This window comes from Corynebacterium tuingiense (assembly GCF_046718165.1).
Taxonomy (GTDB): domain Bacteria; phylum Actinomycetota; class Actinomycetes; order Mycobacteriales; family Mycobacteriaceae; genus Corynebacterium.
This window is the reverse complement of sequence record NZ_CP177101.1, coordinates 1,068,285-1,090,174: the sequence shown is the minus strand read 5'-3', so window position 1 is coordinate 1,090,174 and position 21,890 is coordinate 1,068,285. Positions and strand designations below refer to the sequence as shown.

Here is a 21,890-nt window from a genome sequence, read left to right as displayed (position 1 = left end):
TAGGGCTACACACGTGTCTTGGTGGAAAGGAAGTCCCACACAACATTCGGGGTATCCGGTTGCCAAAACCACGTGTGTTCACCAGGCACCTTGATCAATTCCACGTCCTTGTGGCAACCGTTGAAGTTCAGGCGCTCGGCTCCTCCAACCTCCGCCTGGGTTTGGAAGGTCATATCGCAGCGATTGCGGTTAAGATAGCCTCCCAAGACTGTGCGCACGGGAAGATAGCCAGCTTCGTGCCGGTCGCCGCCTTCATAGGTCATCATCTGATCGTGGGTGCCATGCATGATGAGTGTATGCATTGGCGCATCGCCGCAATTGGTTTCAACGGGGTTATAAAAAGCTCCGGAGACCATGGCAACCGCAGCAAAAGTATCTTGCGCGTGACAGCCCAAGACCGAGGTAAAACCCCCTCCATTGGACATTCCCATGGCGTAGACGCGATTGCGATCCACATGATAGTCCGCATCCACCGCATCCAAGATGCGCTTGATAAAGCGGATATCTTCACCGTCATGAGTTTTGGCATATGGCGCTGCTTCCCAAGCGCGTTCGTAGCCCTCCGGGTAAATGATGATGGCCTCATCGGTGGCTGACGTATTTCCCATTCGGGCGTAACTGGAGAAGTTTTCCGGGGAATCTCCCCAACCGCCAAATCCAAAAAGCACCGGGGATGGTTTCTCGGGCGAGTAATTATCGGGGATACGCACGAGGTAGCGGCGCTGTTTTCCTTCGTGCTCCATCTCGAGCGATTCCATAGTTCCCGGTGCAATGGGCGGATCAGGATTAATGCTGGGATCAGCAGAAGGTGCAGGAGGAGCCGGCTCCGAATTACCCGGAACTGGTGGCTCACCGTCATCAGGCGTGTGCGCCTCAACATCGCGGGGCGTCGATTCAGTGACGCCTTCTGGAAGCAAATGCGAGCCATCTGGTTCTGGAATCACGGACTCGCCGGAGTGGTGGTCTTGTTCTGGCACAGGCACTGGGTGCGTCGGTTCTACCGGTGATCCGACATCTTCTTGTTCCTGCGCCATTGCCGGCACGCTTAAAGCTGCGCCTATTACTAGCAGTGAGGTCAAGAGATAGGTAAATCGGAGAAAAACTTTAGTCACAATAGCCACTTAAGTAACAATAGTTACATCAGTTGTGCCAGAGGGTATCCACACGCTTGGCGGAGGGTAATTTCTACCAACTTTTAATGAGGCACTAAGCTAGATCCCCATGCACGAAGACAGACCAAGCACCGCCCCCGATTTTTTGCTCTCCCGGGCAACGGGGTCTGTCCGTACCCAAGGTGCGCGGGACACCTTTACCAATGCCGAGGCTGCGGTTGACGCCCTGCACCGAGGCGAGGCCGAGATGGTCGTTGGCGCCATCCCCTTTGATTCCGATACCCCCGCCGCCCTGACCGTGCCAGAATCAATCATCCGGGAAGACGGCCCGCTAGAGCCACATGCGTTCTACCGCAATCAAACGCTCAAGTCCCGCGTCGTGGGCTTTGATCCAGAACCCGAAGAGCACCTACGCCGCGTGGAGGCGGCCATCGGCACCATCGAAACCTCGAAGCTAGAAAAGGTGGTTTTAGCCCGCGCGGTCGATATCGAATTTACCTCCCCCATCGATCCGCGGCTGGTGGCCGCGCGCCTTATCGATCTCTCCGTCAACCGCGATGGCTTCATTGCGGATCTCTCCCCTGCGGGCCGCCCAGGGGCCATGCTGGTCGGTTCTTCGCCAGAGGTGCTGATCAAGCGCCAAGGCTCGACCGTGTCTGCATTCCCGCTCGCCGGCTCTACCCCGCGCCGGGCCAATAAAGCGGCGGACCACATTGCCAGCCAAGACCTCTTGCACTCAGCCAAGGATCTGCTCGAGCATTCCTTTGTGGTAGATCACCTGCGCAAGGTGCTAGAACCACTGTGCAGCAGCCTCGATATCCCCGATACCCCGCAGCTCATACACACCAATGAGATGTGGCACTTGGGCACGCCGGTTACCGGTACCTTGCGGGATAAAGACCTCACCGCCCTGGAATTGGCAGAAGTTGTCCACCCCACCCCCGCAATCTGTGGCACGCCGACGGAAGCTGCGCAGGCGCTTATTGAGACCGCAGAGACCGACCGCGGCTTCTATGCCGGCACCGTCGGCTGGTGCGATAGCTCCGGCGACGGTGAATACATGGTAGCTATCCGTTGCGCGGAAGTTGCCGGCGATGGCCTCTCCGCCCGCGCCTGGGCCGGCGGCGGCGTAGTGGGTGCCTCCAATGCCCAAGCGGAGCTGGAAGAAACCACCGCCAAGCTCCAGACGATCTTACGGGCGCTGAGCCTTTAAGCGGTGCGACTTAGAGCCGCTTCGCCACGAGGATTACATCGCTGGTGTGGTGGGCTCCCGCGCCGCCAGAAACACGGCGCGGCGATCGCCGAAAGGTCTGCACCGTCAATTCGGTCAGGTTTTCCGCCAGCCATTCCGGCATGGCAATCTCTTCTGACTGCATGTCATGGTGAACATAGAGTAAGGTTCCGCCCTTGGCGACGAGCTTTTCCAGCAGTGCTACTTCCCGTGCGGTGGCACGGACACTGCCGAAATGCACGGTGACTAAATCAAATGGGGCGTGGCTGAATTCATCAAAGGTGGCAACCTCGGCGGGCACTCCCCGCGCCTTGGTCCGAGCCACGGCCGTCGGGGCAAAGTCGATGCCGAGCACCTGCCAGCCACGCTCGTGCAGCCACTGGGCATCGGCGCCTTCCCCGCAGCCGATATCGAGCGCGGTACCGACTGGAAGGTCGCTGGCATAGTCCACCAGCGTGGCATTCGGACTCCCCGACCACACCTGCGCAGCAGACCGATAGCGCTCCTCCATTTCCTGTGCGCTGGGCGCAGACCCGTGGTGGCCTTGATGCGAATGCTCCGGCACGCCGTTCTCCTTCTACCAGTACCTCGCCAGCGGCAGCTGCTTTTGGGTGAACCTACTGCGCCCTAGAGATGGTATTGCGCAAAGTGCCAACCCCTGGAATCTCAATTTCAATGGTATCGCCTGGCACCATCGGGGCGGTTCCGGCGGGCGATCCGGTAGTGATGACATCGCCAGGCAGCAAAGTATATGCGGCAGAAATCTCTTCCAAGATGCCGCCCATCTTGACGATCATCTGATCCGTATTGGAATCCTGCTTCTGCTCACGGGAACCATCGTGGGTCAGGTACGCATTGATCTTCTGATCATCAAGATCCAAGCTATCCAGGTCCGTTTCAATCCACGGACCCAAGGGGCAGAAGGTATCAATGCCCTTGGCGCGCGCCCACTGACCATCCTTGAACTGCAGGTCACGGGAGGAGACGTCGTTGCAGATGGTATAGCCGAGCACGTGGTCTTTCCAGTTCTCAGCCTTGATATTCTTCGATGGCTTGGAAATAACCACGGCCAGCTCGCCCTCAAATTCCACGTTGGTGGCATAATCCGGAATCTTGATGGCCTCATTAGGGCCGATGACCGCAGTCGAGGGCTTCAAGAAGATGGTTGGCGGCAGTTTATCGGAGGACTTCTTAAATACCTCCGCCACGTGGTCGGCATAGTTGCGGCCGAGCGCCACTACCTTGGTGGGCAGGGTCGGCGCCAAGAGCCGCACCTCGCCCAGCTTCCATTCCCGGCCGGTGGGCTCCGGCGGGGTAAACGGGGTGCCGGAGATCTCTTTAGCTACAAGCTCCTCCATCGGGGCGTCTTGTGGCCCGTCAATGATGGCAAAGCAAATTCCTTCTGGGTGTGCAATTCGTCCTAAACGCATAACGGCCATCCTACTAAAAGGTAGCCTTTACATGTGTGCAAAGTTTGCAGTGTTAATTTGCAAAGATTATTCAGTTCGCTGCCAACACCGCATTCACACAAAGGACTCCTCGCGCTTAAGCTTGCAGGCTCGCCGCGATGCGGTCTCCTACCTCGACGGTCTTGATTGGGGCATCGCCGCGCTTGGCGATGTCCTCCGCCACCGCCTTTTCCACCTTCTGTGCATTGGCTTCATCACCCAACTGCCGCAAAAGCATCGCCGCCGACAAGATAGCCGCAGTCGGATCCGCGATGCCTTGTCCAGCAATATCGGGTGCCGAACCGTGCACTGGCTCAAACATGGAGGGGTTCTCGCCCGAGGCATCAATATTGCCCGAAGCAGCCAACCCAATTCCGCCGGTAATAGCGCCTGCTAAGTCCGTTAAGATGTCCCCAAAGAGGTTATCGGTCACGATGACATCGTAACGGGCAGGATCCGTCACCATGTAGATGGTCGCGGCATCGATGTGGTTGTAGTCCACCTCCACCTCCGGATGTTTTCTCGCAACTTCTTCTACCGTGCGGTGCCACAAATCGCCGGCGTTGACGAGCACATTGGTCTTGTGCACTAGGGTCAGGTGCTTGCGGCGCTGCGATGCCCGCTCGAAAGCATCGCGCACCACGCGCTCTACCCCGAAGCGGGTATTTTGCGAAACCTCGCTGGCTACCTCGTGCGGCGTTCCTTCCCGCAGCGTGCCACCATTGCCGCAGTACAGGCCCTCGGTGCCTTCACGCACCACGACGAAGTCAATCTCGCCAGGGTTAGCCAACGGCGAGTGGGCCGTGGGATACAAAATGGAAGGGCGCAGGTTCACGTGGTGATCGAGCGCAAAACGCATCTTCAATAGCAGGCCGCGCTCCAAAACGCCTGGAGGAACCTCGCCTGGCGCGCCGATGGCACCCAGCAAAATGGCATCGTGCTCGCGCAAGCTGGCTAAGTCTGCGTCCGTTAAAAGCTCGCCATTGCGCAGGTATCGCCGCGCGCCCAAGTCATAGTCGGTAGTTTCAATATCGCTGCGCACCGCGCGCAACACCTTCAGGGCTTCCGCCGTTACTTCCGGCCCAATACCGTCGCCGCCAATAACCGCTAATTTCATTGGATAGGATTCCTTTCTCACATAGTGGATTAGGCATTAGCCTACCAAAGAAAACCCGCCCATCGCAGTAAGTCTGCGCGATGGGCGGGCATGAGTACGCGGTTAGGCTAATCGTCCTAGCCTGCGGTGAGGTTATTCATCCATATCGAATTGCTGGCACGTAGCGCCAAGGGCGGAGTTGATCTCCTCGATGAGAGAATCTGGCACCTCGGACTCCACGCGCAAAATGAGCACGGCATCGGATTCCTGCTTTCCCTGCGTCAGGGCTGCAGCGATGATGTTGATACCCGCCGCACCCAGCTTGGTACCCACGGTACCCAGCGCGCCTGGGGCATCGGCATAACGGAAGAACAGGTTGCGGCCCTCGGCCCGCATATCCATGCCACGGCCATTGATGCGCACAAACTTTTCGGTGCCATCGATACCGATGAGCGCACCGGTGAGCGAGGACGTCACGCCCTCTGCGCTAATGACCTTGACCTGCAAGGAAGAACGGTGCCCCTTGGATTCTGGGTTGGTGGAGACCGAAACGTCAACCCCGCGGCTCTCAGCAATCTGCATCGCGTTGACAAAGGTAACCGGCTCCGAGGTCACACCGCTAAACAGGCCGCGTACGGCGGAAAGACCCAGCACGTCCACGTCCTCAGTGGATAGCTCGCCGCAGGCCTCAATTTCCACAGCGACGGGAGCTTGGTCTAGCAGGCGGCCGGCAGTAAGGCCCAGCTTGCGGGCAAGGTCGAGCCAGCCGGCGACCTCTTCGCCCACCGTGCCGCCAGAGACGTTGACCGCATCAGGGACGAACTCGCCGGCAAGGGCCTTGAGTACCGAGGCAGCGACATCGGTACCAGCGCGATCCTGTGCCTCCACAGTGGACGCACCCAGGTGCGGCGACACCGTGACCTGCGGGAGCTTAAAGAGTGGGGAATCCGTGCACGGCTCCGTGGAGTACACATCAAAACCCGCACCGCGGTGGTGACCCGAGGTAATGGAATCTGCCAAGGCCTGCTCGTCTACGAGGCCGCCGCGGGCGGCGTTGATAAGTATCTGGCCTTCCTTTGCCTTGGCCAAAAGCTCCGCATTGAACATACCGGCGGTCTCCGGCGTCTTGGGCAGGTGAATGGTGACAAAATCTGCCTGCGCCATCAGATCTTCCAGCTCGACCAATTCCACGCCGAGCGCTGCTGCACGCGCCGGATTGGCATAAGGATCGTAGGCAATAATCTTGGTTTCAAAGGCACTCAACCGCTGGGCAAAGAGCTGACCGATGTGGCCGAAACCAACGATGCCAATTGTCTTGCCGTAGACCTCTACGCCCTTAAAAGAAGAGCGCTTCCACTCGCCCTCACGCAAGGACTGATCCGCCGCAGGAATCTGGCGGGCAGTGGCCAGGAGTAAGGCAATCGCCTGTTCGCACGCAGAGTGGATATTGGAGGTGGGAGCGTTAACCACCATGACGCCCTTGTTGGTGGCGGTGTCAATATCAACGTTATCTAGGCCCACACCCGCACGGCCCACAATCTTTAGCTTGGGCGCTGCTTCTAGAACTTCAGCGTCGACCGTGGTGGCAGAGCGCACGAGCAGTGCATCTGCCTCAGGAACTGCGGCGAGCAATTCCTCGCGGTTCGGGCCGTCTACCCAGCGCACCTCGACGGAATCCCCCAAAGCCGTCACTGTGGATTGGGCCAATTTATCGGCGATAAGAACTACCGGCTTCGACATATCATCCTTCGTTTCACTTCGTTGTGCATTACGCGAAAATCACCGCGTGTGAAGGAAGTGTAGTTCAGTTTGGGGTGCCCTGCCTTATTTTTTCCTTAAATTCTTTCACTTGACCGAATTCTGGGCCCAAGGCGATCAATGCGCCCTCATCCAGTCCCGCAACCATGGCCATACTCCGCTTATCTTCCAGCGGATCTGCCGTCGGCATCACCAATACCGAACCGCCATAGGCTGCAGCCGTAATGACATTGGCTACTGGACTATCAGCCGTGGCCACAATATTGGGCGCCATCTGACCATCGCGCCGCGACTGTGCTGGAACGGGCTGTAACTTTTTGCCATCGTCCTCGGGCTCGCCCTCATAAGGAATCCAGGCGGGGCGCAATTCAACATAGGGAGTTTTATCCAGCCGGGCGATGTCTTTGACCATCTGTTTCGGCGAGGCGACAACCTTGGACTCATATTGGAAGGCCGTGAAATCTCCCAACGCTTCATGCGTACCTGGGTCCTTGATGACTGTGAAATCACCACTGGATTGCGTCCACGGAATATCGCCCACGATGACGAGCCGTTTAACTTCCAAGTCACCTATCAGGTTGAGGACTTCACCGCGCCGCGAAGGATCGTATTCCACGGCCGGCAAGTGCTGGTTAATCGCCAACGTTGCCGCACGCAAGATGGATTTATCGTCAGAGGCAAAGAGCACCATCGAGTCAGAATCCTCGAAAAAAGTCCGGGCAGCGTCAATGCCGCTAGGATCATCGATGATTTCTAGCTTGCCAGCGAATTTGGGATCGATAAGGCGGTTTTGATTCTCTGACTTGGCGCGCTCAAGCTCGACATCGGACTCGGAGAGATCCGACAGTCCACGTTTCACCAGTTTGGGCTCCTGCAAGGCATCGCCGCAGCCGACAAGAACGAGGGAGGCTGCGATAACCGCTGCAGCCACCCGATACCTCTTAGCGGCCAAACGCATGTGGCCCCTCTTCACCGCCGGCCAGGTTTGCTTCATCGACATCTCGAATGACGGGAATGCCTAAGGTTTCTTCCACTAGATCCACGAAGCGATGACGACGATCAGCCAAGAATTCCTGAACCATTGACTCCCTTAGGTTAGCGACATCGAGGTCGTGCGATGCCAGGACGGCATCAAATTCCTCGTCTTCCATGATGGACTTGGACTGCACGCGTGGCAGGTAGCGGTTCGGCGCGAACCCATCGAGGACGACCTCTGTGCGCTTGCCCATCGGGGTGTAGTTCATGACCGAATGGGCCAAGACCGAATCCACCCCGTGGCGCTGGCACCAATTCAGTGGGAATACCGGGAAAAACCCTGGTTGCAGCTCTTCAAAGGTGTGGCGAGTAAATTCGCTGCCCGTCCGCCAATCTTTCGCGCCTCGGGCCATGAGCAGGGCATAAATACCGTGCCATACGCCATCGTTTTCATCGACCGACAGCAAGCGGGATTCCCGGAATCCTGCATCCGAGACCGTCTTGGGAACGTCATTGGTGGCCCCAGCAACCCACTCCGTTACCTCGTCCACATCGCGGGCGGCGCGCAGTGGCACCGCGGAAGAACCGTAGAGCTCACCGAAAACGCCGCACCAGAACCACTGGTCGATGCGATCCCATGCCTGCTGGCTAGACAGGGCTCCAGGCCGCTTTGCCAAGCGCGCAATGATGACCGCCAGCGGCACGATCTGTTCGGTATAAGGAACTTGATCCAGGCTTAGAATTCGGCGCTGCGCCAAGAATTCGGCAACCTCGTGGAAGGTGATGCGCAGGTCGTGCGCGGCCGCCTTGTACTCGGATAGGGACAGCTTCAAAATGTCTTCGCGTTGACCGCCGGCATTGCCCTTCTCCCCTGTGACCAAGAGAGACACTGCGGAAAGAAATTCATTGCGCCCGATGCCATCGAGCGCGGGAGAATCCCGCAGATCCTTTTCCACCTGCTGCCAATCGTTAGCAAGGGGGAAGCTCGGATCTTCGGAGGCAAAGACGGCGGTTAAGAGATCGAAGACATCCATCTGTAAGCCTGCGGAATTTGCCTGGGCAAAGATGGAACCGATTCCGGCCCGCTCCGTTTCGCGGGATAGCCGGATCATCGGGATGTCATAGCCCGCCAAGGGACGCACGATGCGGTTATTGAACGCAGCGAGCTCGGCGCTGTACTGCTCGTGTGTGGCGGCGAGCTCGAAAAGCATGCTGGTGCCTTCCTCGCTGAGTAGCGAGGCCACAGGGATGCACATATTATCCAGGCCATCCTGGCGGCAGGTGATAGCCCCGTCAATATCGGGGCCGAAGTGCGAGCAGATCTCGCCGTTCTGGTCGACGGCGAAAATGGCGTCATCGGCAAGCAAGTCCCCGCTTACCGCGGCCCGGACGTCAATGAAAAAGCGGCGGTGAACCTTCTTTTTCCGGAAGTCGGTGGTCTTGACAAAACCCTCGCCGTTAAAGCAGTGATAAAGGGAGGTAAGGCGCTGTTGGCCGTCCAAAAGGAGCAGCCCAGGCTCGACGCCAGCCTCGGGCGCACCCGCCAACACTCGGGGGCGGAAACGCATCTTTTCATTGCGGGTATCCAGGGCCATCAGTGCGCCGATGGGATAACCACGCAGGACCGTAACGATAAGTGAGCGGATGCGGTCTTCATCCCAGGCATAGCTGCGCTGGAAATCTGGAAGCTGGATATCGCCCCGGTCAATCCGCGAAAAAAGATCCTTGAGATCATAGCTTGGCGTCGTAAAACCCATAGGGCCAATACTACCCGCAACACCTCTGCGGTACCTCACGGACTTAAGTGCTGGGATAGCACGTAGCCAAACCGCAAAAGCGGCCCGCCGGGAACTTCCCGCGGGCCGCACTGGCTTCAGCTATTGCCTAGGCAGTAGCGTCCAAAGGATTCTTTACCCAGCTCATGAGATCGCGCAGCTTGGTGCCGGTCTTTTCGATCTCGTGCTGTGCAAATTCCTCGCGCAGGTCTTCCAGTTCCTTGTTGCCGCCTTCAACGTTGGCGAGCAGCCGCTTGGTGAAGGTGCCGTCCTGAATATCGGACAGGACATCCTTCATGCGCTGCTTGGTATCAGCGTTGATGATGCGCGGGCCGGAGATGTAGCCACCGAACTCGGCGGTATCAGAAACCGAGTAGTTCATGTTGGCAATGCCGCCCTCGAACATCAGGTCCACGATGAGCTTCATCTCGTGCAGGACCTCGAAATAAGCCATCTCTGGCTCGTAGCCGGCCTCGGTGAGGACCTCAAAGCCATTGCGGATGAGGAACTCGACGCCACCACACAGGACGGCCTGCTCACCAAAGAGGTCGGTGACCGTCTCTGCCTCGAAGGTGGTGGGGATAACGCCGGCGCGGGCGCCACCGATCGCAGCGGCATAGGACAAGGTCAGGTCATGGCCCTCGTTCTTCGGGTCCTGCTCGGTGGCAATCAAGCAAGGAACGCCCTTGCCGTCAACGAACTGGCGGCGGACCAAGTGGCCCGGACCCTTTGGCGCGACCATACCGACGGTGACGGACGCAGCCGGCTCAATCAGCTTGAAGTGGATATTCAGGCCGTGACCGAATAGCAGTGCATTGCCGTCTTCCAGGTTCGGGGCAATGTGCTCTTCGAAGATCTCCTTCTGGGAGGTATCCGGCGCCAAGAGCATAACGACGTCGGCCCACTTGGATGCCTCCGCGACGGACTTGACTTCGAAGCCAGCCTCTTCCGCCTTGGCTGCGGACTTAGAGCCCTCGCGCAGACCGATAACAACCTCAACGCCGGAATCGCGCAGGTTCTGGGAGTGGGCGTGACCCTGGGAGCCGTAGCCGATAACAGCTACCTTGCGGCCCTGGATGATCGACAGGTCAGCATCGTCGTCGTAGTAGGTATCAATAGCCATTTCAAATCCTCAATTCTTTGGTAGGAGAAGCTGTAATGAAGCGTCCTAACGCAGAGTATATACCACTGCGCGGGACAATGTGTTCACATCGTGAGATTTTATTTACTTTTTGGGAGCTGTCGCCTTCGGGCCGCGCCCCAAGGCTACGTGGCCCGATTGCACGAGTTCACGAATCCCGAAGGGCTCGAGAACTTCAAGCAGCGCCGCGAGCTTGCCCGGCGTACCGGTAGCCTCCACGACAACCGATTCCTTTGCCACGTCCACCACGCGGGCGCGGAAGATATTTACCGCATCCACCACCTGCGCGCGGTTGGAATTATCGGCCGATACCTTCACCAGCATGATGGCGCGAGCAACGGTGGAATCTTCTTTAAGTTCCACGACCTTGATAACCGGAATGAGCTTATTGAGCTGCTTCGTTACCTGCTCAATGATCACCTCAGAGGCATCCACAACGATGGTCAGCCGGTTAATTCCGGGGGTTTCCGTGTGCGCGGAGACCAAGGACACCAGGCTGTAGCCACGGCGGCTAAACATTCCCACCACGCGGGCGATGATGCTTTCTACATCCTCAACTAATACCGATAAGGTATGCCGAGTTACCTCGTTTTGCGTCATGGTTTATGCCTCCTGGATGGTTTCGTCAATCTCAGCCGGGGTTTCCGCGGCGGATTCAGCTTCATCAAAAAGCGGGCGCAGGCCGCGGGCGTATTGGATTTCCTCATTGGAGGCACCTCCACCGATCATTGGCCACACCTGCGCATCTTGGCCGACGATGAAGTCAATGACAACTGGCTTATCGTTAATTGCCTGCGCGCGCTTAATGGCCGGAACGACTTCTTCTTCGCTCGTGACCCGGATGGCTTCACAACCGAGTGCCTCGGCCAAACGGACGAAGTCCGGGGTGAAGGCGTTTTCTTCGCGCAGCTTGGTGTGCGAATAGTGCTGGTCATAAAACAGCGTCTGCCATTGCCGGACCATTCCAAGGTTTCCGTTATTAATGACGGCAACCTTAAACGGGAAGCCTTCCACGGCGGCGGTGGTAAGTTCCTGGTTGGTCATTTGGAAGCAGCCATCACCATCGATGGCCCAGACTTCCTTTTCTGGACGCGCTGCCTTTGCACCCAAGGCAGCGGGAACGGCATAGCCCATGGTTCCAGCACCACCGGAGTTGATCCACGAACGCGGGTGTTCAAAGTCCAAGAACTGCGCGGACCACATCTGGTGCTGGCCCACGCCCGCACAGTAGATAGCTTCCGGCCCCACGGTCTCACTGAGCTTTTCCAAGACGAATTGCGGGTTCAGCAGGCCATCATCGGTGGGCTCATAACCGCGCGGGAAACGCTGCTGCATGCCGCGCAGGTAATCATGCCACTGTTTCACCTCGGCGGCCGGCTGTACATCCTTCTTGCGGTACTCCTTACTCAACGCGGTCAAGCACTTTTTGGCATCGCCGACGATGGGGACCGTAACTTCCCGGATCTTGCCAATCTCAGCTGGGTCAATATCGGCGTGGACGACCTTCGCATTGGGTGCGAATGTTGAGGTATCGCCGGTCACGCGATCATCGAAGCGGGCACCGATGGCAATGATGAGATCGGCGCGCTGCATCGCCGCGACGGCTGGGACCGTGCCGTGCATGCCCGGCATTCCCAGGTGCAGCGGGTGGGAGTCCGGAAAGGTCCCCAGCGCCATCAAGGTGGTAACCACAGGGATATTCGTGAGTTCCGCAAACTCCAGCAACTCTTGGGAGGCATTAGCTTTAACGACTCCGCCGCCGACGTAGAGCACGGGCTTTTCCGCTTGCGACATCAATTCCACGGCCTGGGCCACCTGCCGGTGGTGTGGCTTGGTGACTGGCTTGTATCCCTGCAGGTCAAGCGTTTCCGGGAAGCGATAATCTACAAAGCCGTTTTGCACGTCCTTCGGGATATCCACGAGCACCGGACCGGGGCGGCCGGTGGAAGCCAAGTGGAAGGCAGCCGAAATTGCAGAAGGGATCTCGGCGGGATCCGTCACGATGTAGTTGTGCTTGGTAATGGGCATGGTGACACCGCGGATATCGGCCTCTTGGAAGGCATCGGTGCCCAAAAGGTTGCTGCCCACCTGGCCGGTGATGGCGACGATGGGAACGGAGTCCAGGTTGGCATCGGCAAGCGCGGTAACCAGGTTGGTCGCACCAGGGCCGGAGGTAGCGATGCACACGCCCACCCTTCCGGATGCCTGCGCATAACCCTCGGCGGCGTGGCCCGCCCCCTGTTCATGGCGGGTTAGCACATGGCGAAGCTTGGTCGAACCATGTAGTGCATCGTAGAGCGGAAGCACGGCACCGCCGGGAATACCGAATACGAGATCGGTGCCCAGATCTTCCAGCGTGCGGACAATAGCGTGAGCGCCACTCATTCGCTCCGCGGGCGCAGCAGAAGTCGCAGCGGCCGCGGAAGCGGGCGTGGGCGAGGGTGTCGTTACCACGGTGTATGTGCTCCTTGGGTTGGTCTGTCGGGGAAATTGATCATCGAGGGAAACGCCCTAGTTACAACTAAAGCCCCCGCGGCCGGTGGTCTGCGGGGGCGAAAGCGTCGACGTTCAGGAAACGCCGCGGTCACCGCCGCGCTCGTACCACCTGAAGTCGAATAATGATCATATTTCCAACTATATACCGATAGAATTATATCTGGAAGCCTTTACCCCCTTTTGGGAAAAGTTTCTCACATGATGAAACTCCGCGAAAAAATGGTTCGCTTCCCCACCACATGGTCAATTAGGCTGGCTGACTATGACCCCACCAGCACAGGACAAACAACCTCGTCAGTCCACCACCCAGGCAGAGGTCTTCACCCCTTCCCGCGACCACATCTTGGGCATTTTAATTCTGTCCACGATCGCCTTATTAAGCATTGGCTGGGCGCCCAAATACCTGGGGTGGCTGCTGATTATCCCCGTTATCGGCCTCTGGTGGGTCCTCAAGGCCCGCACACGGGTCTCTGAGAAAGGCATTTCCATTTCGTATGCGTTCCGGAAGAACGTTTCCATCGCATGGGATGATTTCGCCGGGATTGGCTTCCAGCGCGCCCGGGCCTTCGCGCAGACTAAAAATGGTGCGAAACACAACCTGCCTGGCGTAACCTTCAACTCACTGCCCCGCCTGGCGCAGGCATCCCGCGGGCGCATTCCCGATGCCCTCACTCAAGGCCGCGAGGCAGCCGATGACAAGGTCGTTATCGTGCACCGCGACGGGCAGCAGATCCTCTTAAGCAAAGAGGAATATGCTGCATACCTAGAAAAGCACCCCGAGCTTAAAGATTCGGCAGAAAACTAAATCTACTTTCTCCCCCATTTGACCAATCCATAAGGAATAGTGACTTAATCCATGTTCCCACTGCGCTCTAAAGTAACTACCGTCGGACGCCAAGCCTCCGGTGCGCGTGCCTTGTGGCGCGCGACTGGCACCAAGGAAAATGACTTTGGCAAGCCGATTGTCGCCATCGCCAACTCTTATACGCAGTTCGTCCCCGGCCACGTGCACCTGAAAAACGTCGGGGATATCGTCGCCGACGCCGTCCGCGAAGCCGGTGGCGTACCTAAGGAGTTCAACACCATTGCCGTGGATGACGGCATTGCCATGGGGCATAGCGGCATGCTGTACTCTTTGCCCTCGCGCGAAATCATCTCCGATTCCATCGAGTACATGGCCAATGCGCATACTGCCGATGCCCTCGTCTGCATCTCCAACTGCGATAAGATCACCCCGGGCATGCTCAATGCCGCAATGCGGTTGAATATCCCCACGATCTTTGTCTCGGGCGGGCCGATGGAGGCCGGTAAGGCCGTCGTGGTCGATGGCGTCGCCCATGCGCCGACCGACCTGATTACCGCTATCACCGCATCCGCGAATGATAGCGTTTCCGACTCTGGCTTGGCCCAGGTAGAAGAATCCGCCTGCCCCACCTGCGGTTCCTGCTCCGGCATGTTTACGGCCAACTCCATGAACTGCTTGACCGAGGCTCTCGGTTTGGCGCTTCCTGGCAATGGCACCACCCTGGCCACCCACAGCGCGCGCCGCGATCTCTTTGAAAAGGCCGGTTCCACCATCGTGGATATGTGCCGCCGCTACTACGGCGAGGAAGACGAGTCCGTCCTGCCGCGCAATATCGCCACCAAGGAAGCCTTTAGCAATGCTATGGCCCTCGATATGGCCATGGGCGGATCCACCAACACCATCCTGCACACCCTCGCCGCAGCGCAAGAGGGCGAAGTGGACTTCACGTTGGATGATATTAATGACATCTCCTACCGCGTGCCTTGCTTGTCCAAGGTCGCACCCAACGGCACGTACCACATCGAGGACGTGCACCGCGCCGGCGGCATTCCGGCCATTTTGGGCGAGCTGCGCCGCGCGGGCCATCTCAACCTCAAAGTGCACACGGCGCTGTACGATAACGCCGAACAGTGGCTGGATGACTGGGATATCCGCAATCCCCGCGTAACTGATCAGGCCCGCGAGCTGTACTACGCCGCCCCCGGTGGCGTGCGCACGACGGAGCCATTCTCCCAGTCCAACCGGTGGGATGAACTAGATACTGACGCGGTCAATGGCTGCATTCACGATGCCGACCACGCCTTTTCTTCCGACGGCGGCCTGGTGGTCCTGCGCGGCAACCTGGCGCCAGACGGGGCCATCGTCAAGGCGGCCGGCGTGGAAGAAGAGCTGTGGACCTTCTCTGGCCCAGCCCGCGTGGTGGAGTCCCAAGAGCAGGCCGTGTCCATCATCTTGAATAAAGAAGTCCAGCCAGGCGATGTCGTCGTCATTCGCTACGAGGGCCCCTCCGGTGGCCCCGGCATGCAGGAGATGCTCCACCCGACGTCCTTCCTCAAGGGCGCAGGTTTAGGCAAGGCCTGCGCCTTGATTACCGACGGCCGCTTTTCCGGCGGCACCTCCGGGCTCTCCATCGGCCACATTTCTCCTGAGGCCGCCCACCAGGGGCTTATCGGGCTCATCGAGAACGGCGATACCATTTCCATCAATATCCACGAGCGCGAGCTCACGCTCGACGTGGACGATGATGTTCTGGAGCGCCGCCGCGCCGCGCAAGAACAACGCGACAAGCCGTGGACGCCGGTGGACCGCAACCGTCCGATTACCAAGGCGCTGCGCGCCTATGCCGCGATGGCGACCTCCGCAGACCGCGGCGCGGTCCGCGTGGTAGACGGTTATGTAAACTAACGCGCCATTTCTTCAATAGCCGCGAGGTGGGCATCGAATGCGGACTTGCCACGAGCAGTGAGCATGACCCAAACGGTGTCCTTATCGCGGGAAGAACCATATTCGCGAAACCGGCTGATATAGCCTTCCTTTTCCAGGGCGGTTAGTTGTTTGGATAAGGTGGCGGCCGATTGCCCCACCTCTTCCCGCAGCGCAGCGAAGCGCATTTCGCGGCGCACCTGCCCTTCAACCGCGCCCCGTGCATTTAATACCGCGCAGACTTTGAAGCGATTGAGCGGATAGATGACAGGGTCGATCTCACTTAACATCGTCGTTTTCTCCTTGCCGCGCTTGAAGATCCAAGGCTCGGGATTGCAGCACCCACACCGCTGCCACGCCCCACACCGCGATGACGATTAAATGGATCCAAGTGTGCTCGCGCAGCATGGTACCGCCAAAGATCGGCGCAAGTATTACTGCCATCCCAGCATAGTATTTCTTATCGGCCTTTGGCTGTGTATATGGATCCTGGCGATAGCTGGGCCGAACCTTGCTCTGATGATGAAGCAGCGCCCACACCACGATGCCTATAAGGGCGAAGTAGAAAATGATCGCCACTGCGGGGTGAATTTTTTCAGCAAAAAGGTTCATCCCCACATAAAACGCTGCCATTGCGAGAACGAAAAAGATATTTTGCATGAGACGCCTGCGCTCCGCACCTTGATCCTGCAGGCTGTCATTAAACTCAAGTGATTTCTTTAGCTCATCATCCATCTTCTATCACCATCTGAAATCCAGAATTCCTTACTTTCCTTTATAGCAATTCTGACACTTTCCACACCGGAAAGCAAGGCGGAAAGAAAATCCCCGCCGCATGCAATGCAACGGGGATCCACTCACTCGGTAACGAGTACCGGCCTAAGCAATAGGGTTTAGTGCCGCGCCAAAGAACCACACGGCAACCAAGATGGCGATACCGACCACCACAAAGACCCACGACGTACCCAGTGGGCGTCGCGCCCAAGAGCGGCCAAAGTCTAAGGAAATGAAACCGGGGCCGGTAAATTGCAGGCCAATCGCGATCACAAAAAGCACTAAGGACAGCCATACCGAGTCCGGCCAGTCAAAGACCTGCAGACCGGCACCCGATTCCGCCAGTTCGTGCAAGGCGGTGAAACCGGTAACGACCAAGCCAAGCATGGCCGCAAGCGGGCTAATCAGGCCCAATAGGAGGAATGCTCCGGCGATCAGCTGCACAGTAGGAACTGCAAGGGCAAACGAATCACCCCAAGCGTACTGGGAGTAATCGCTTTCCAACCCGGAGACTCCGCTACCATCGCCCAGCGAGAAGAACGTGGCTACGCCGGCAATGATGAGATAGGCGCCCATAGCCAAGCGGACGAAGAAGAGGCCAAAGTCAATGGTGCCGCGGCGCCCATAGCGCTTGTAGCCTTCCTTATCCTCCTGCTCCTGCTGCAGTTTGCGCTCTTGTTCCGCCTGCTCTTCTGGGGTCAGGCCGGCATCTTCAGCAGCGAAGCCTTCGGTCTGCGCCGCCGCCGAGGGATCCGATACCTCGGTGTCTCCACCGGTAGATTGCGTGCCCCCTTGCTGTCCAGCCTCATTAGCGGCGGTATTAGGCATAACTTCCGTCTCCGCTGCCTCTTGTTTGCGTGGCCGAATTTCTTGCGGCTCGGCGCGCCCTGCGCGCGCGAAGACATCGGGGTTATCCCGCTGCACAGAATCGTAGGCTGGGACGTTGAGATCCTCATCTAAAGGATTAGCTTTATCCGGTTGCTGCTTATCGCTCATATGACCAATTTAAGACACTTGCCTGCAGTTTTGCGGTACCGTTAACGGCGCGCCGCGATTGTTCCCACACCTCCCTTCCCCTGGCCCGCACGTTGTTGTAACATCAACAATGTCATGTAGTTGACATATAAACATTAATTACTGGCGGGAAACTTCCCCGCCGCAATAATCCATGAGAATTGGGAGTGAATCGATGACTTCACACGACTCCGACTGGGCAGGAGATGCCCGCAATGCGTCACCAGATGGCGAGTTTATTCGCGATACCACCTATATCGAAGACCGCATTTCACCAGAGGTATCCGAGGTAACCGCGCAGGACGATGGCACCTTTTATTGGCCGATGGAGGCTGGCCGTTACCGCCTGGTTGCGGCCCGCGCCTGCCCGTGGGCGCACCGCGCGGTTATCGCCCGCCGCTTATTAGGATTAGAAGATTCCATTTCCCTAGCCCTCGCCGGCCCCGTACACGATGCGCGGTCCTGGACATTCGATTTAGATGAGGGCGAAGTGGACCCGGTTTTGGGCTACAAGCGCTTGCAGGAAGCCTACTTTGAGCGCTTTCCGGACTATCCCCGCGGGATTACCGTACCTGCCCTGGTAGAAGAATCCACCGGACGGGTGGTCACCAATGATTATCCCTCTATGGTGCGCGATTTTATTGAGCAGTGGACGGACTTCCAGGCAGAAGGCGCCCCCGATCTCTTCCCAGAAGAGCACCGCGAGGAGATGGAAAAGCTCAACGCGTACATCTTCCACGGCATCAATAATGGCGTCTACCGCTGCGGTTTTGCCGGTTCACAAGAAGCCTATGAAGAGGCTTATGACCAACTGTGGGAGGCGCTCGATTGGGCCGAGGAGCGCCTGGGCACCCAGCGTTATATGGTCGGCGAACACATTACCGAGACCGATATCCACCTATTTGCCACCCTCGTGCGCTTCGACCCTGTGTATTACTCGCACTTCAAGTGCTCGCGCCACAAGATCCAGGAACTGCCCAACCTGCGCGGCTACCTGCAAGAACTATTCCAGCTACCAGGTTTTGGCGATACCACCGATTTCACCGAAATCAAACAGCACTACTTTGCCACGCACACCGAAATCAACCCCACCCGCATCGTTCCGGTGGGACCGGATATGTCCTGGCTAGCAGAGCCGCACGACCGCGATCGCTTTGGCGGGCAGCCCTTTGCCCCTGGCGTGCGACTCCCAGGCCCCATTCCCTCCGGCGAGGAAGTAAAGAATCCGGAAGACTTTCAGCTTAAGCTCTTCCCAGCCCCGCAGCCGCGTTAATTACGGACCTCGTCAGATCGCTTAAGACCTCGGATTCTAGGCGCCAGCGCTGCCAGTAGAGGTCGATGTCGAGCTGGTGGTCATCGAGAAGCAGCAGCTCTTTCGATTCCACCAGTGGCTGGGCCTGGGCCTGCGGCAAAAGCCCCCACCCCAGGCCCACGCGCACGGCCTCCAGGTAGCCTTCCGAAGAGGGAATTTGCGAGACCCGTGCGCGCACGACGTGGGAGTCAATAAAGCGCTCGCGCATGGCATCATCGAGCACTTGGTCATTGGGGCCATAGCCCACCAGCGGCATCGTCTCCCAGGTAAACCGCCCTGAATGAAAGCCTTCCGCGATGTGTGGGGCGGCAACGGCGAAATAGCGCATGGTCCCCAAGAACGTGGAATCGCACCCGGATACCGGCGAATGCTCCCTTGTTACCGCACCCAAGACATCGCCGCGCCGCAGCATCGCGAGCGTGCGGGCCTCATCCTCAATGCGGATGCGCAGGGCAACGTCTCCCCGCTGCGCGGTATCGCTTAATACCTGCGTAAACCAGGTGGCGAGCGAGTCGGAGTTGATGGCCACCGACAGGGGCACGCGCGCTAGGCGCTGGCCCAACCGGGCATCGGTTTCTGCCTGCACCAACGCCATGCGCCGGGCCGCCTGCACCAAGATCTCGCCGGCTTCCGTCGCCCCCACCGGATTCGCCCGCCGCACCAGCACGCGGCCGGTGCTCGCCTCCAACGCCTTAATGCGCTGGCTTACCGCAGACGGGGAAATCCCCAGGACCGAGGCGGCGACCTCAAAGCTTCCTTCTTCCACGATGGCCAGCAAGGTTTCCAAATGTACCGGGTTCATGAAGCTATTCTAAACCATATGAAGATAGATTAACTGGACTTATTTACCGCTTGGATTCACACTAGAGGCATGTCCATCGTGCTTGCTGGTTTTGTGCTTGGTTTATCCCTCATCGTGGCCGTCGGCCCCCAAAATGCGATGCTGTTGAAATACGGCATCCGCCGCGATCATATCGGGCTCATCATCGTTGTATGCGCGCTTTCCGATGTCATCCTGATTACCTCCGGCACCGCCGGCGTCGGCTACCTGGTGGAGCGCTTTCCGACGGCGCTTGAAGCGCTCAAGTACATCGGCGCGGCGTACCTAGCCTTTTTCACCTTCACCTGCTTCCGCGATGCCTTCAAAACCAAGGGCGAGGCCATCGACGTGGAATCCACTTCCCCCAATTCCACCGAGGAAGTCGCGACCTTCGACGGTGACAGCGACTCCACGGGTGGGGCCGGCACCGGGCACGGTTCTGTCGCCACAGCTACCGCCACCCAGCGCCAGGAAATTAAGCGCTCTCCCTCCTGGGTTAAGCCACTACTTACCACGCTGGCGCTAACCTGGCTCAATCCAGGCGCCTATGTCGATGTATTGGTCATGCTCGGCGGCATCGCCAACCAGTATGGCGATCCCGGCCGGTGGCTTTTCGCCGGCGGTGCCATTGCCGCCAGCTTTACGTGGTTTCCCGTCATTGGCTTCGGCGCAGCCCGCTTCTCCCACGTCCTCTCCCGCCCCGAAGTCTGGCGCTGGATTAACGTGGGCATCGGCGTCATCATGATTGGCCTGACCCTCAAGCTCCTCCTGCTGTAATCCCCTAGCCCAGCTCCAGCGCCAAGCGTTTGAAGGGGCATCGGCAAGCACACAGCATAAAAAAGGGTTAAGTAGCAAAATGTGTGTCTGGTGGGCGTGTCGTCGGCTGGGCGCCTTTTGTCATTTCATGGGTCCTTTTCTGATTCCTATGGAGTGTGAGTATTCGGTTGGGATAGCGTTGTCGTAGAAGGCTGGTCGGCCTGTTTCCGGGTCGGCTGTGTTGTGGTCTTCTGGGGTAAGGCCTTGGACTTTGGCGAGTTGGTCTTGCCCGAAATTGCACTGCCTGGCGATCTCTAATGGGTCGTCAGGCAGTTGTGTTTGTGAATACAGGTACCATTCCAGCATTTTGCGTTGTCGTTCTCCTGTTCTTCCACGGTGAGCATCAGCGATGCGTTTGAGCGGGGCGTTAACTCCGCCTTCGAGGCTGTTTGTCGTTGCTACCCAACGCTGTGGCATAAGAGCATGTGGTGGTGGCTTAAGGTAGGTAAATAGATGTTGTTTCTGCGAAAGGTTTCGCAGTGATTTATAGGCTTGGCGAACGCGTAAATGGGTCCATTCCCACGTGCGGTTGGACCTGCGGCGGTGTGTAGGGGTCAGGGTTTTCTCGGAAAGGAAGTGTTTATAGACCTGGCCGAAGTCATGCAGGTTCTTCGTCCATTCCCGTGCTTGGTCTAGGGTGCTGATTTTGGTTAATTGCAGTGCTAGGCCATAGATGGCTTTGCCGGCATCGGTGCGTGGGCGGCTGGTGGTGTATCGGCGGATTACGCGTTGGGCATGGACTAGGCAGCGCTGGATTGGTGTGTGTGGCCAGCATGTTGCGATGGCTGATTGGGCGCCGAGTCCGCCATCAAGTACGACGCATAACGGTGGCGCTATGTTTTTAAGTAATTGAATATAGGCGTCGGTGGATTCCTTTTTAGCCCAGTGCCAGGCAATGACGTGGTCATGGCTTGCTGCGACAAGCAGGCAGCCTGCCGCGGTGTAGGTGCCGTCGATGAAGATTTGGTCGTAGATTCGGTGAGGGTCCGGGGTATTAGGGATATCGATAAGCCAAAAGGGTTCAAACCGGCGGTTGAGAGTCCACCGGCTTATTCCTTGTTGCTGGGCAAGCTGGGGCAATGACGTTGTAGATACCGCGTAGCGGTAGAAGGCGCGGAAGTCCCGGGACTGGGTATGGTCAGTTCGTTGGCGCGTTAGGGAGCTTCCGCAGTTGGGGTCTTTGCATCGCCATCTGGTTTTCCCTTTGGATGTTGTGCCATTTTTCTTCATCTGCCCTGCACAAATAGGGCATCGTGGTCGGTTAGTAGTCACCGGAAAATTCAACCAGCTCACCACATACCACATGCAGGTGCCATTCCGGTGGATTGAACAAAAGCAGGGCCGAATAAGCCCCAGAAGCTTATTCAGCTCCTATTTAAACAAGCTAACCAGCG

20 protein-coding genes are annotated in these 21,890 nt (G+C 58.1%); 5 read left to right on the top strand and 15 right to left on the bottom strand.

Annotation, left to right across the window (positions count from 1 at the left end; genetic code table 11):
• Window positions 1-5 precede the first annotated feature (5 nt).
• Complete coding sequence (locus ACLI1T_RS05210; RefSeq protein WP_411703231.1) at window positions 6-1,034, bottom strand: alpha/beta hydrolase family esterase; 1,029 nt, start codon at window positions 1,032-1,034, stop codon at window positions 6-8.
• Window positions 1,035-1,221: 187 nt separating this feature from the next.
• Between ACLI1T_RS05210 and ACLI1T_RS05205 the strand changes: the two genes are divergently transcribed.
• Window positions 1,222-2,325 (top strand): isochorismate synthase, encoded by a 1,104-nt coding sequence (locus ACLI1T_RS05205; protein WP_349886733.1) that lies wholly within the window; start codon window positions 1,222-1,224, stop codon window positions 2,323-2,325.
• 10 nt (window positions 2,326-2,335) lie between these two features.
• On the opposite strand, the gene ACLI1T_RS05200 is transcribed toward ACLI1T_RS05205, so the two are convergent.
• The 9 genes from ACLI1T_RS05200 to ACLI1T_RS05160 all read right to left on the bottom strand — a co-directional run bounded on the left by ACLI1T_RS05200 (window position 2,336) and on the right by ACLI1T_RS05160 (window position 12,921).
• Window positions 2,336-2,908, bottom strand: a complete 573-nt coding sequence (locus ACLI1T_RS05200) for a class I SAM-dependent methyltransferase (protein ID WP_411703230.1) — start codon at window positions 2,906-2,908, stop codon at window positions 2,336-2,338.
• A gap of 52 nt (window positions 2,909-2,960) precedes the next feature.
• Window positions 2,961-3,773, bottom strand: coding sequence for a fumarylacetoacetate hydrolase family protein (locus ACLI1T_RS05195; RefSeq protein WP_284782948.1), 813 nt, complete (start codon window positions 3,771-3,773; stop codon window positions 2,961-2,963).
• A gap of 115 nt (window positions 3,774-3,888) precedes the next feature.
• The gene (locus tag ACLI1T_RS05190; protein WP_411703228.1) at window positions 3,889-4,908 is read right to left on the bottom strand and encodes a 3-isopropylmalate dehydrogenase; all 1,020 of its coding nucleotides are present in this window, start codon (window positions 4,906-4,908) and stop codon (window positions 3,889-3,891) included.
• 132 nt (window positions 4,909-5,040) lie between these two features.
• A complete protein-coding gene (gene serA / locus ACLI1T_RS05185) occupies window positions 5,041-6,627 on the bottom strand; it encodes a phosphoglycerate dehydrogenase (RefSeq protein ID WP_411703227.1) in 1,587 nt (528 codons plus the stop codon).
• A 64-nt stretch (window positions 6,628-6,691) separates the two neighbouring features.
• On the bottom strand, window positions 6,692-7,576 hold the full coding sequence (locus ACLI1T_RS05180; RefSeq protein WP_411703226.1) for a hypothetical protein: 885 nt from the start codon (window positions 7,574-7,576) through the stop codon (window positions 6,692-6,694).
• 10 nt (window positions 7,577-7,586) lie between these two features.
• Window positions 7,587-9,377: a DUF262 domain-containing protein gene (locus ACLI1T_RS05175; protein WP_411703225.1), complete on the bottom strand. Its 1,791-nt coding sequence runs from the start codon at window positions 9,375-9,377 to the stop codon at window positions 7,587-7,589.
• 127 nt (window positions 9,378-9,504) lie between these two features.
• On the bottom strand, window positions 9,505-10,518 hold the full coding sequence (gene ilvC, locus ACLI1T_RS05170; protein ID WP_005280254.1) for a ketol-acid reductoisomerase: 1,014 nt from the start codon (window positions 10,516-10,518) through the stop codon (window positions 9,505-9,507).
• Between the two features lie 102 nt (window positions 10,519-10,620).
• Window positions 10,621-11,136, bottom strand: a complete 516-nt coding sequence (gene ilvN, locus ACLI1T_RS05165; RefSeq protein ID WP_023026400.1) for an acetolactate synthase small subunit — start codon at window positions 11,134-11,136, stop codon at window positions 10,621-10,623.
• Between the two features lie 3 nt (window positions 11,137-11,139).
• Window positions 11,140-12,921 (bottom strand): acetolactate synthase large subunit, encoded by a 1,782-nt coding sequence (locus tag ACLI1T_RS05160; RefSeq protein ID WP_411703292.1) that lies wholly within the window; start codon window positions 12,919-12,921, stop codon window positions 11,140-11,142.
• A 373-nt stretch (window positions 12,922-13,294) separates the two neighbouring features.
• Here ACLI1T_RS05160 and ACLI1T_RS05155 point away from each other — a divergent pair, with 373 nt between their 5' ends.
• Complete coding sequence (locus tag ACLI1T_RS05155; protein ID WP_023026397.1) at window positions 13,295-13,837, top strand: PH domain-containing protein; 543 nt, start codon at window positions 13,295-13,297, stop codon at window positions 13,835-13,837.
• 51 nt (window positions 13,838-13,888) lie between these two features.
• Window positions 13,889-15,742, top strand: coding sequence for a dihydroxy-acid dehydratase (ilvD, locus tag ACLI1T_RS05150; RefSeq protein ID WP_411703224.1), 1,854 nt, complete (start codon window positions 13,889-13,891; stop codon window positions 15,740-15,742).
• Here ilvD and ACLI1T_RS05145 read toward each other — a convergent pair.
• The 3 genes from ACLI1T_RS05145 to ACLI1T_RS05135 all read right to left on the bottom strand — a co-directional run bounded on the left by ACLI1T_RS05145 (window position 15,739) and on the right by ACLI1T_RS05135 (window position 17,530).
• Window positions 15,739-16,050, bottom strand: a complete 312-nt coding sequence (locus ACLI1T_RS05145) for a transcriptional regulator (RefSeq protein ID WP_284609243.1) — start codon at window positions 16,048-16,050, stop codon at window positions 15,739-15,741. The two genes, ilvD and ACLI1T_RS05145, sit on opposite strands and share 4 nt — an antisense overlap.
• Window positions 16,040-16,495, bottom strand: a complete 456-nt coding sequence (locus ACLI1T_RS05140) for a cb-type cytochrome C oxidase subunit IV (RefSeq protein ID WP_411703223.1) — start codon at window positions 16,493-16,495, stop codon at window positions 16,040-16,042. The genes ACLI1T_RS05145 and ACLI1T_RS05140 overlap by 11 nt, the downstream gene beginning before the upstream one ends.
• Before the next feature lie 144 nt (window positions 16,496-16,639).
• On the bottom strand, window positions 16,640-17,530 hold the full coding sequence (locus ACLI1T_RS05135) for a DoxX family membrane protein (RefSeq protein WP_411703222.1): 891 nt from the start codon (window positions 17,528-17,530) through the stop codon (window positions 16,640-16,642).
• A 193-nt stretch (window positions 17,531-17,723) separates the two neighbouring features.
• Here ACLI1T_RS05135 and ACLI1T_RS05130 point away from each other — a divergent pair, with 193 nt between their 5' ends.
• The gene (locus ACLI1T_RS05130; protein WP_411703221.1) at window positions 17,724-18,821 is read left to right on the top strand and encodes a glutathione S-transferase family protein; all 1,098 of its coding nucleotides are present in this window, start codon (window positions 17,724-17,726) and stop codon (window positions 18,819-18,821) included.
• Here ACLI1T_RS05130 and ACLI1T_RS05125 read toward each other — a convergent pair.
• Window positions 18,790-19,662, bottom strand: a complete 873-nt coding sequence (locus ACLI1T_RS05125; protein ID WP_005280244.1) for an ArgP/LysG family DNA-binding transcriptional regulator — start codon at window positions 19,660-19,662, stop codon at window positions 18,790-18,792. The genes ACLI1T_RS05130 and ACLI1T_RS05125 overlap by 32 nt on opposite strands.
• A gap of 69 nt (window positions 19,663-19,731) precedes the next feature.
• Here ACLI1T_RS05125 and ACLI1T_RS05120 point away from each other — a divergent pair, with 69 nt between their 5' ends.
• Complete coding sequence (locus tag ACLI1T_RS05120; RefSeq protein ID WP_411703220.1) at window positions 19,732-20,457, top strand: LysE/ArgO family amino acid transporter; 726 nt, start codon at window positions 19,732-19,734, stop codon at window positions 20,455-20,457.
• A 120-nt stretch (window positions 20,458-20,577) separates the two neighbouring features.
• On the opposite strand, the gene ACLI1T_RS05115 is transcribed toward ACLI1T_RS05120, so the two are convergent.
• Window positions 20,578-21,768, bottom strand: a complete 1,191-nt coding sequence (locus ACLI1T_RS05115; RefSeq protein ID WP_411703219.1) for an IS1249 family transposase — start codon at window positions 21,766-21,768, stop codon at window positions 20,578-20,580.
• Window positions 21,769-21,890 lie beyond the last annotated feature (122 nt).

Bases quoted from the DNA above. Each gene is read 5' to 3' on its own strand.
- ACLI1T_RS05175 (WP_411703225.1), bottom strand. From the start codon at position 9,377: ATGGGTTTTACGACGCCAAGCTATGATCTCAAGGATCTTTTTTCGCGG.
- ACLI1T_RS05195 (WP_284782948.1), bottom strand. From the start codon at position 3,773: ATGCGTTTAGGACGAATTGCACACCCAGAAGGAATTTGCTTTGCCATC.
- ACLI1T_RS05135 (WP_411703222.1), bottom strand. From the start codon at position 17,530: ATGAGCGATAAGCAGCAACCGGATAAAGCTAATCCTTTAGATGAGGAT.
- ACLI1T_RS05160 (WP_411703292.1), bottom strand. From the start codon at position 12,921: ATGAGTGGCGCTCACGCTATTGTCCGCACGCTGGAAGATCTGGGCACC.
- ilvD (WP_411703224.1), top strand. From the start codon at position 13,889: ATGTTCCCACTGCGCTCTAAAGTAACTACCGTCGGACGCCAAGCCTCC.
- ACLI1T_RS05130 (WP_411703221.1), top strand. From the start codon at position 17,724: ATGACTTCACACGACTCCGACTGGGCAGGAGATGCCCGCAATGCGTCA.
- ilvN (WP_023026400.1), bottom strand. From the start codon at position 11,136: ATGACGCAAAACGAGGTAACTCGGCATACCTTATCGGTATTAGTTGAG.
- ACLI1T_RS05145 (WP_284609243.1), bottom strand. From the start codon at position 16,050: ATGTTAAGTGAGATCGACCCTGTCATCTATCCGCTCAATCGCTTCAAA.
- ACLI1T_RS05120 (WP_411703220.1), top strand. From the start codon at position 19,732: ATGTCCATCGTGCTTGCTGGTTTTGTGCTTGGTTTATCCCTCATCGTG.
- ACLI1T_RS05210 (WP_411703231.1), bottom strand. From the start codon at position 1,034: ATGGCGCAGGAACAAGAAGATGTCGGATCACCGGTAGAACCGACGCAC.
- ACLI1T_RS05205 (WP_349886733.1), top strand. From the start codon at position 1,222: ATGCACGAAGACAGACCAAGCACCGCCCCCGATTTTTTGCTCTCCCGG.
- ACLI1T_RS05155 (WP_023026397.1), top strand. From the start codon at position 13,295: ATGACCCCACCAGCACAGGACAAACAACCTCGTCAGTCCACCACCCAG.
- ACLI1T_RS05140 (WP_411703223.1), bottom strand. From the start codon at position 16,495: ATGGATGATGAGCTAAAGAAATCACTTGAGTTTAATGACAGCCTGCAG.
- ACLI1T_RS05190 (WP_411703228.1), bottom strand. From the start codon at position 4,908: ATGAAATTAGCGGTTATTGGCGGCGACGGTATTGGGCCGGAAGTAACG.
- serA (WP_411703227.1), bottom strand. From the start codon at position 6,627: ATGTCGAAGCCGGTAGTTCTTATCGCCGATAAATTGGCCCAATCCACA.
- ilvC (WP_005280254.1), bottom strand. From the start codon at position 10,518: ATGGCTATTGATACCTACTACGACGACGATGCTGACCTGTCGATCATC.
- ACLI1T_RS05125 (WP_005280244.1), bottom strand. From the start codon at position 19,662: ATGAACCCGGTACATTTGGAAACCTTGCTGGCCATCGTGGAAGAAGGA.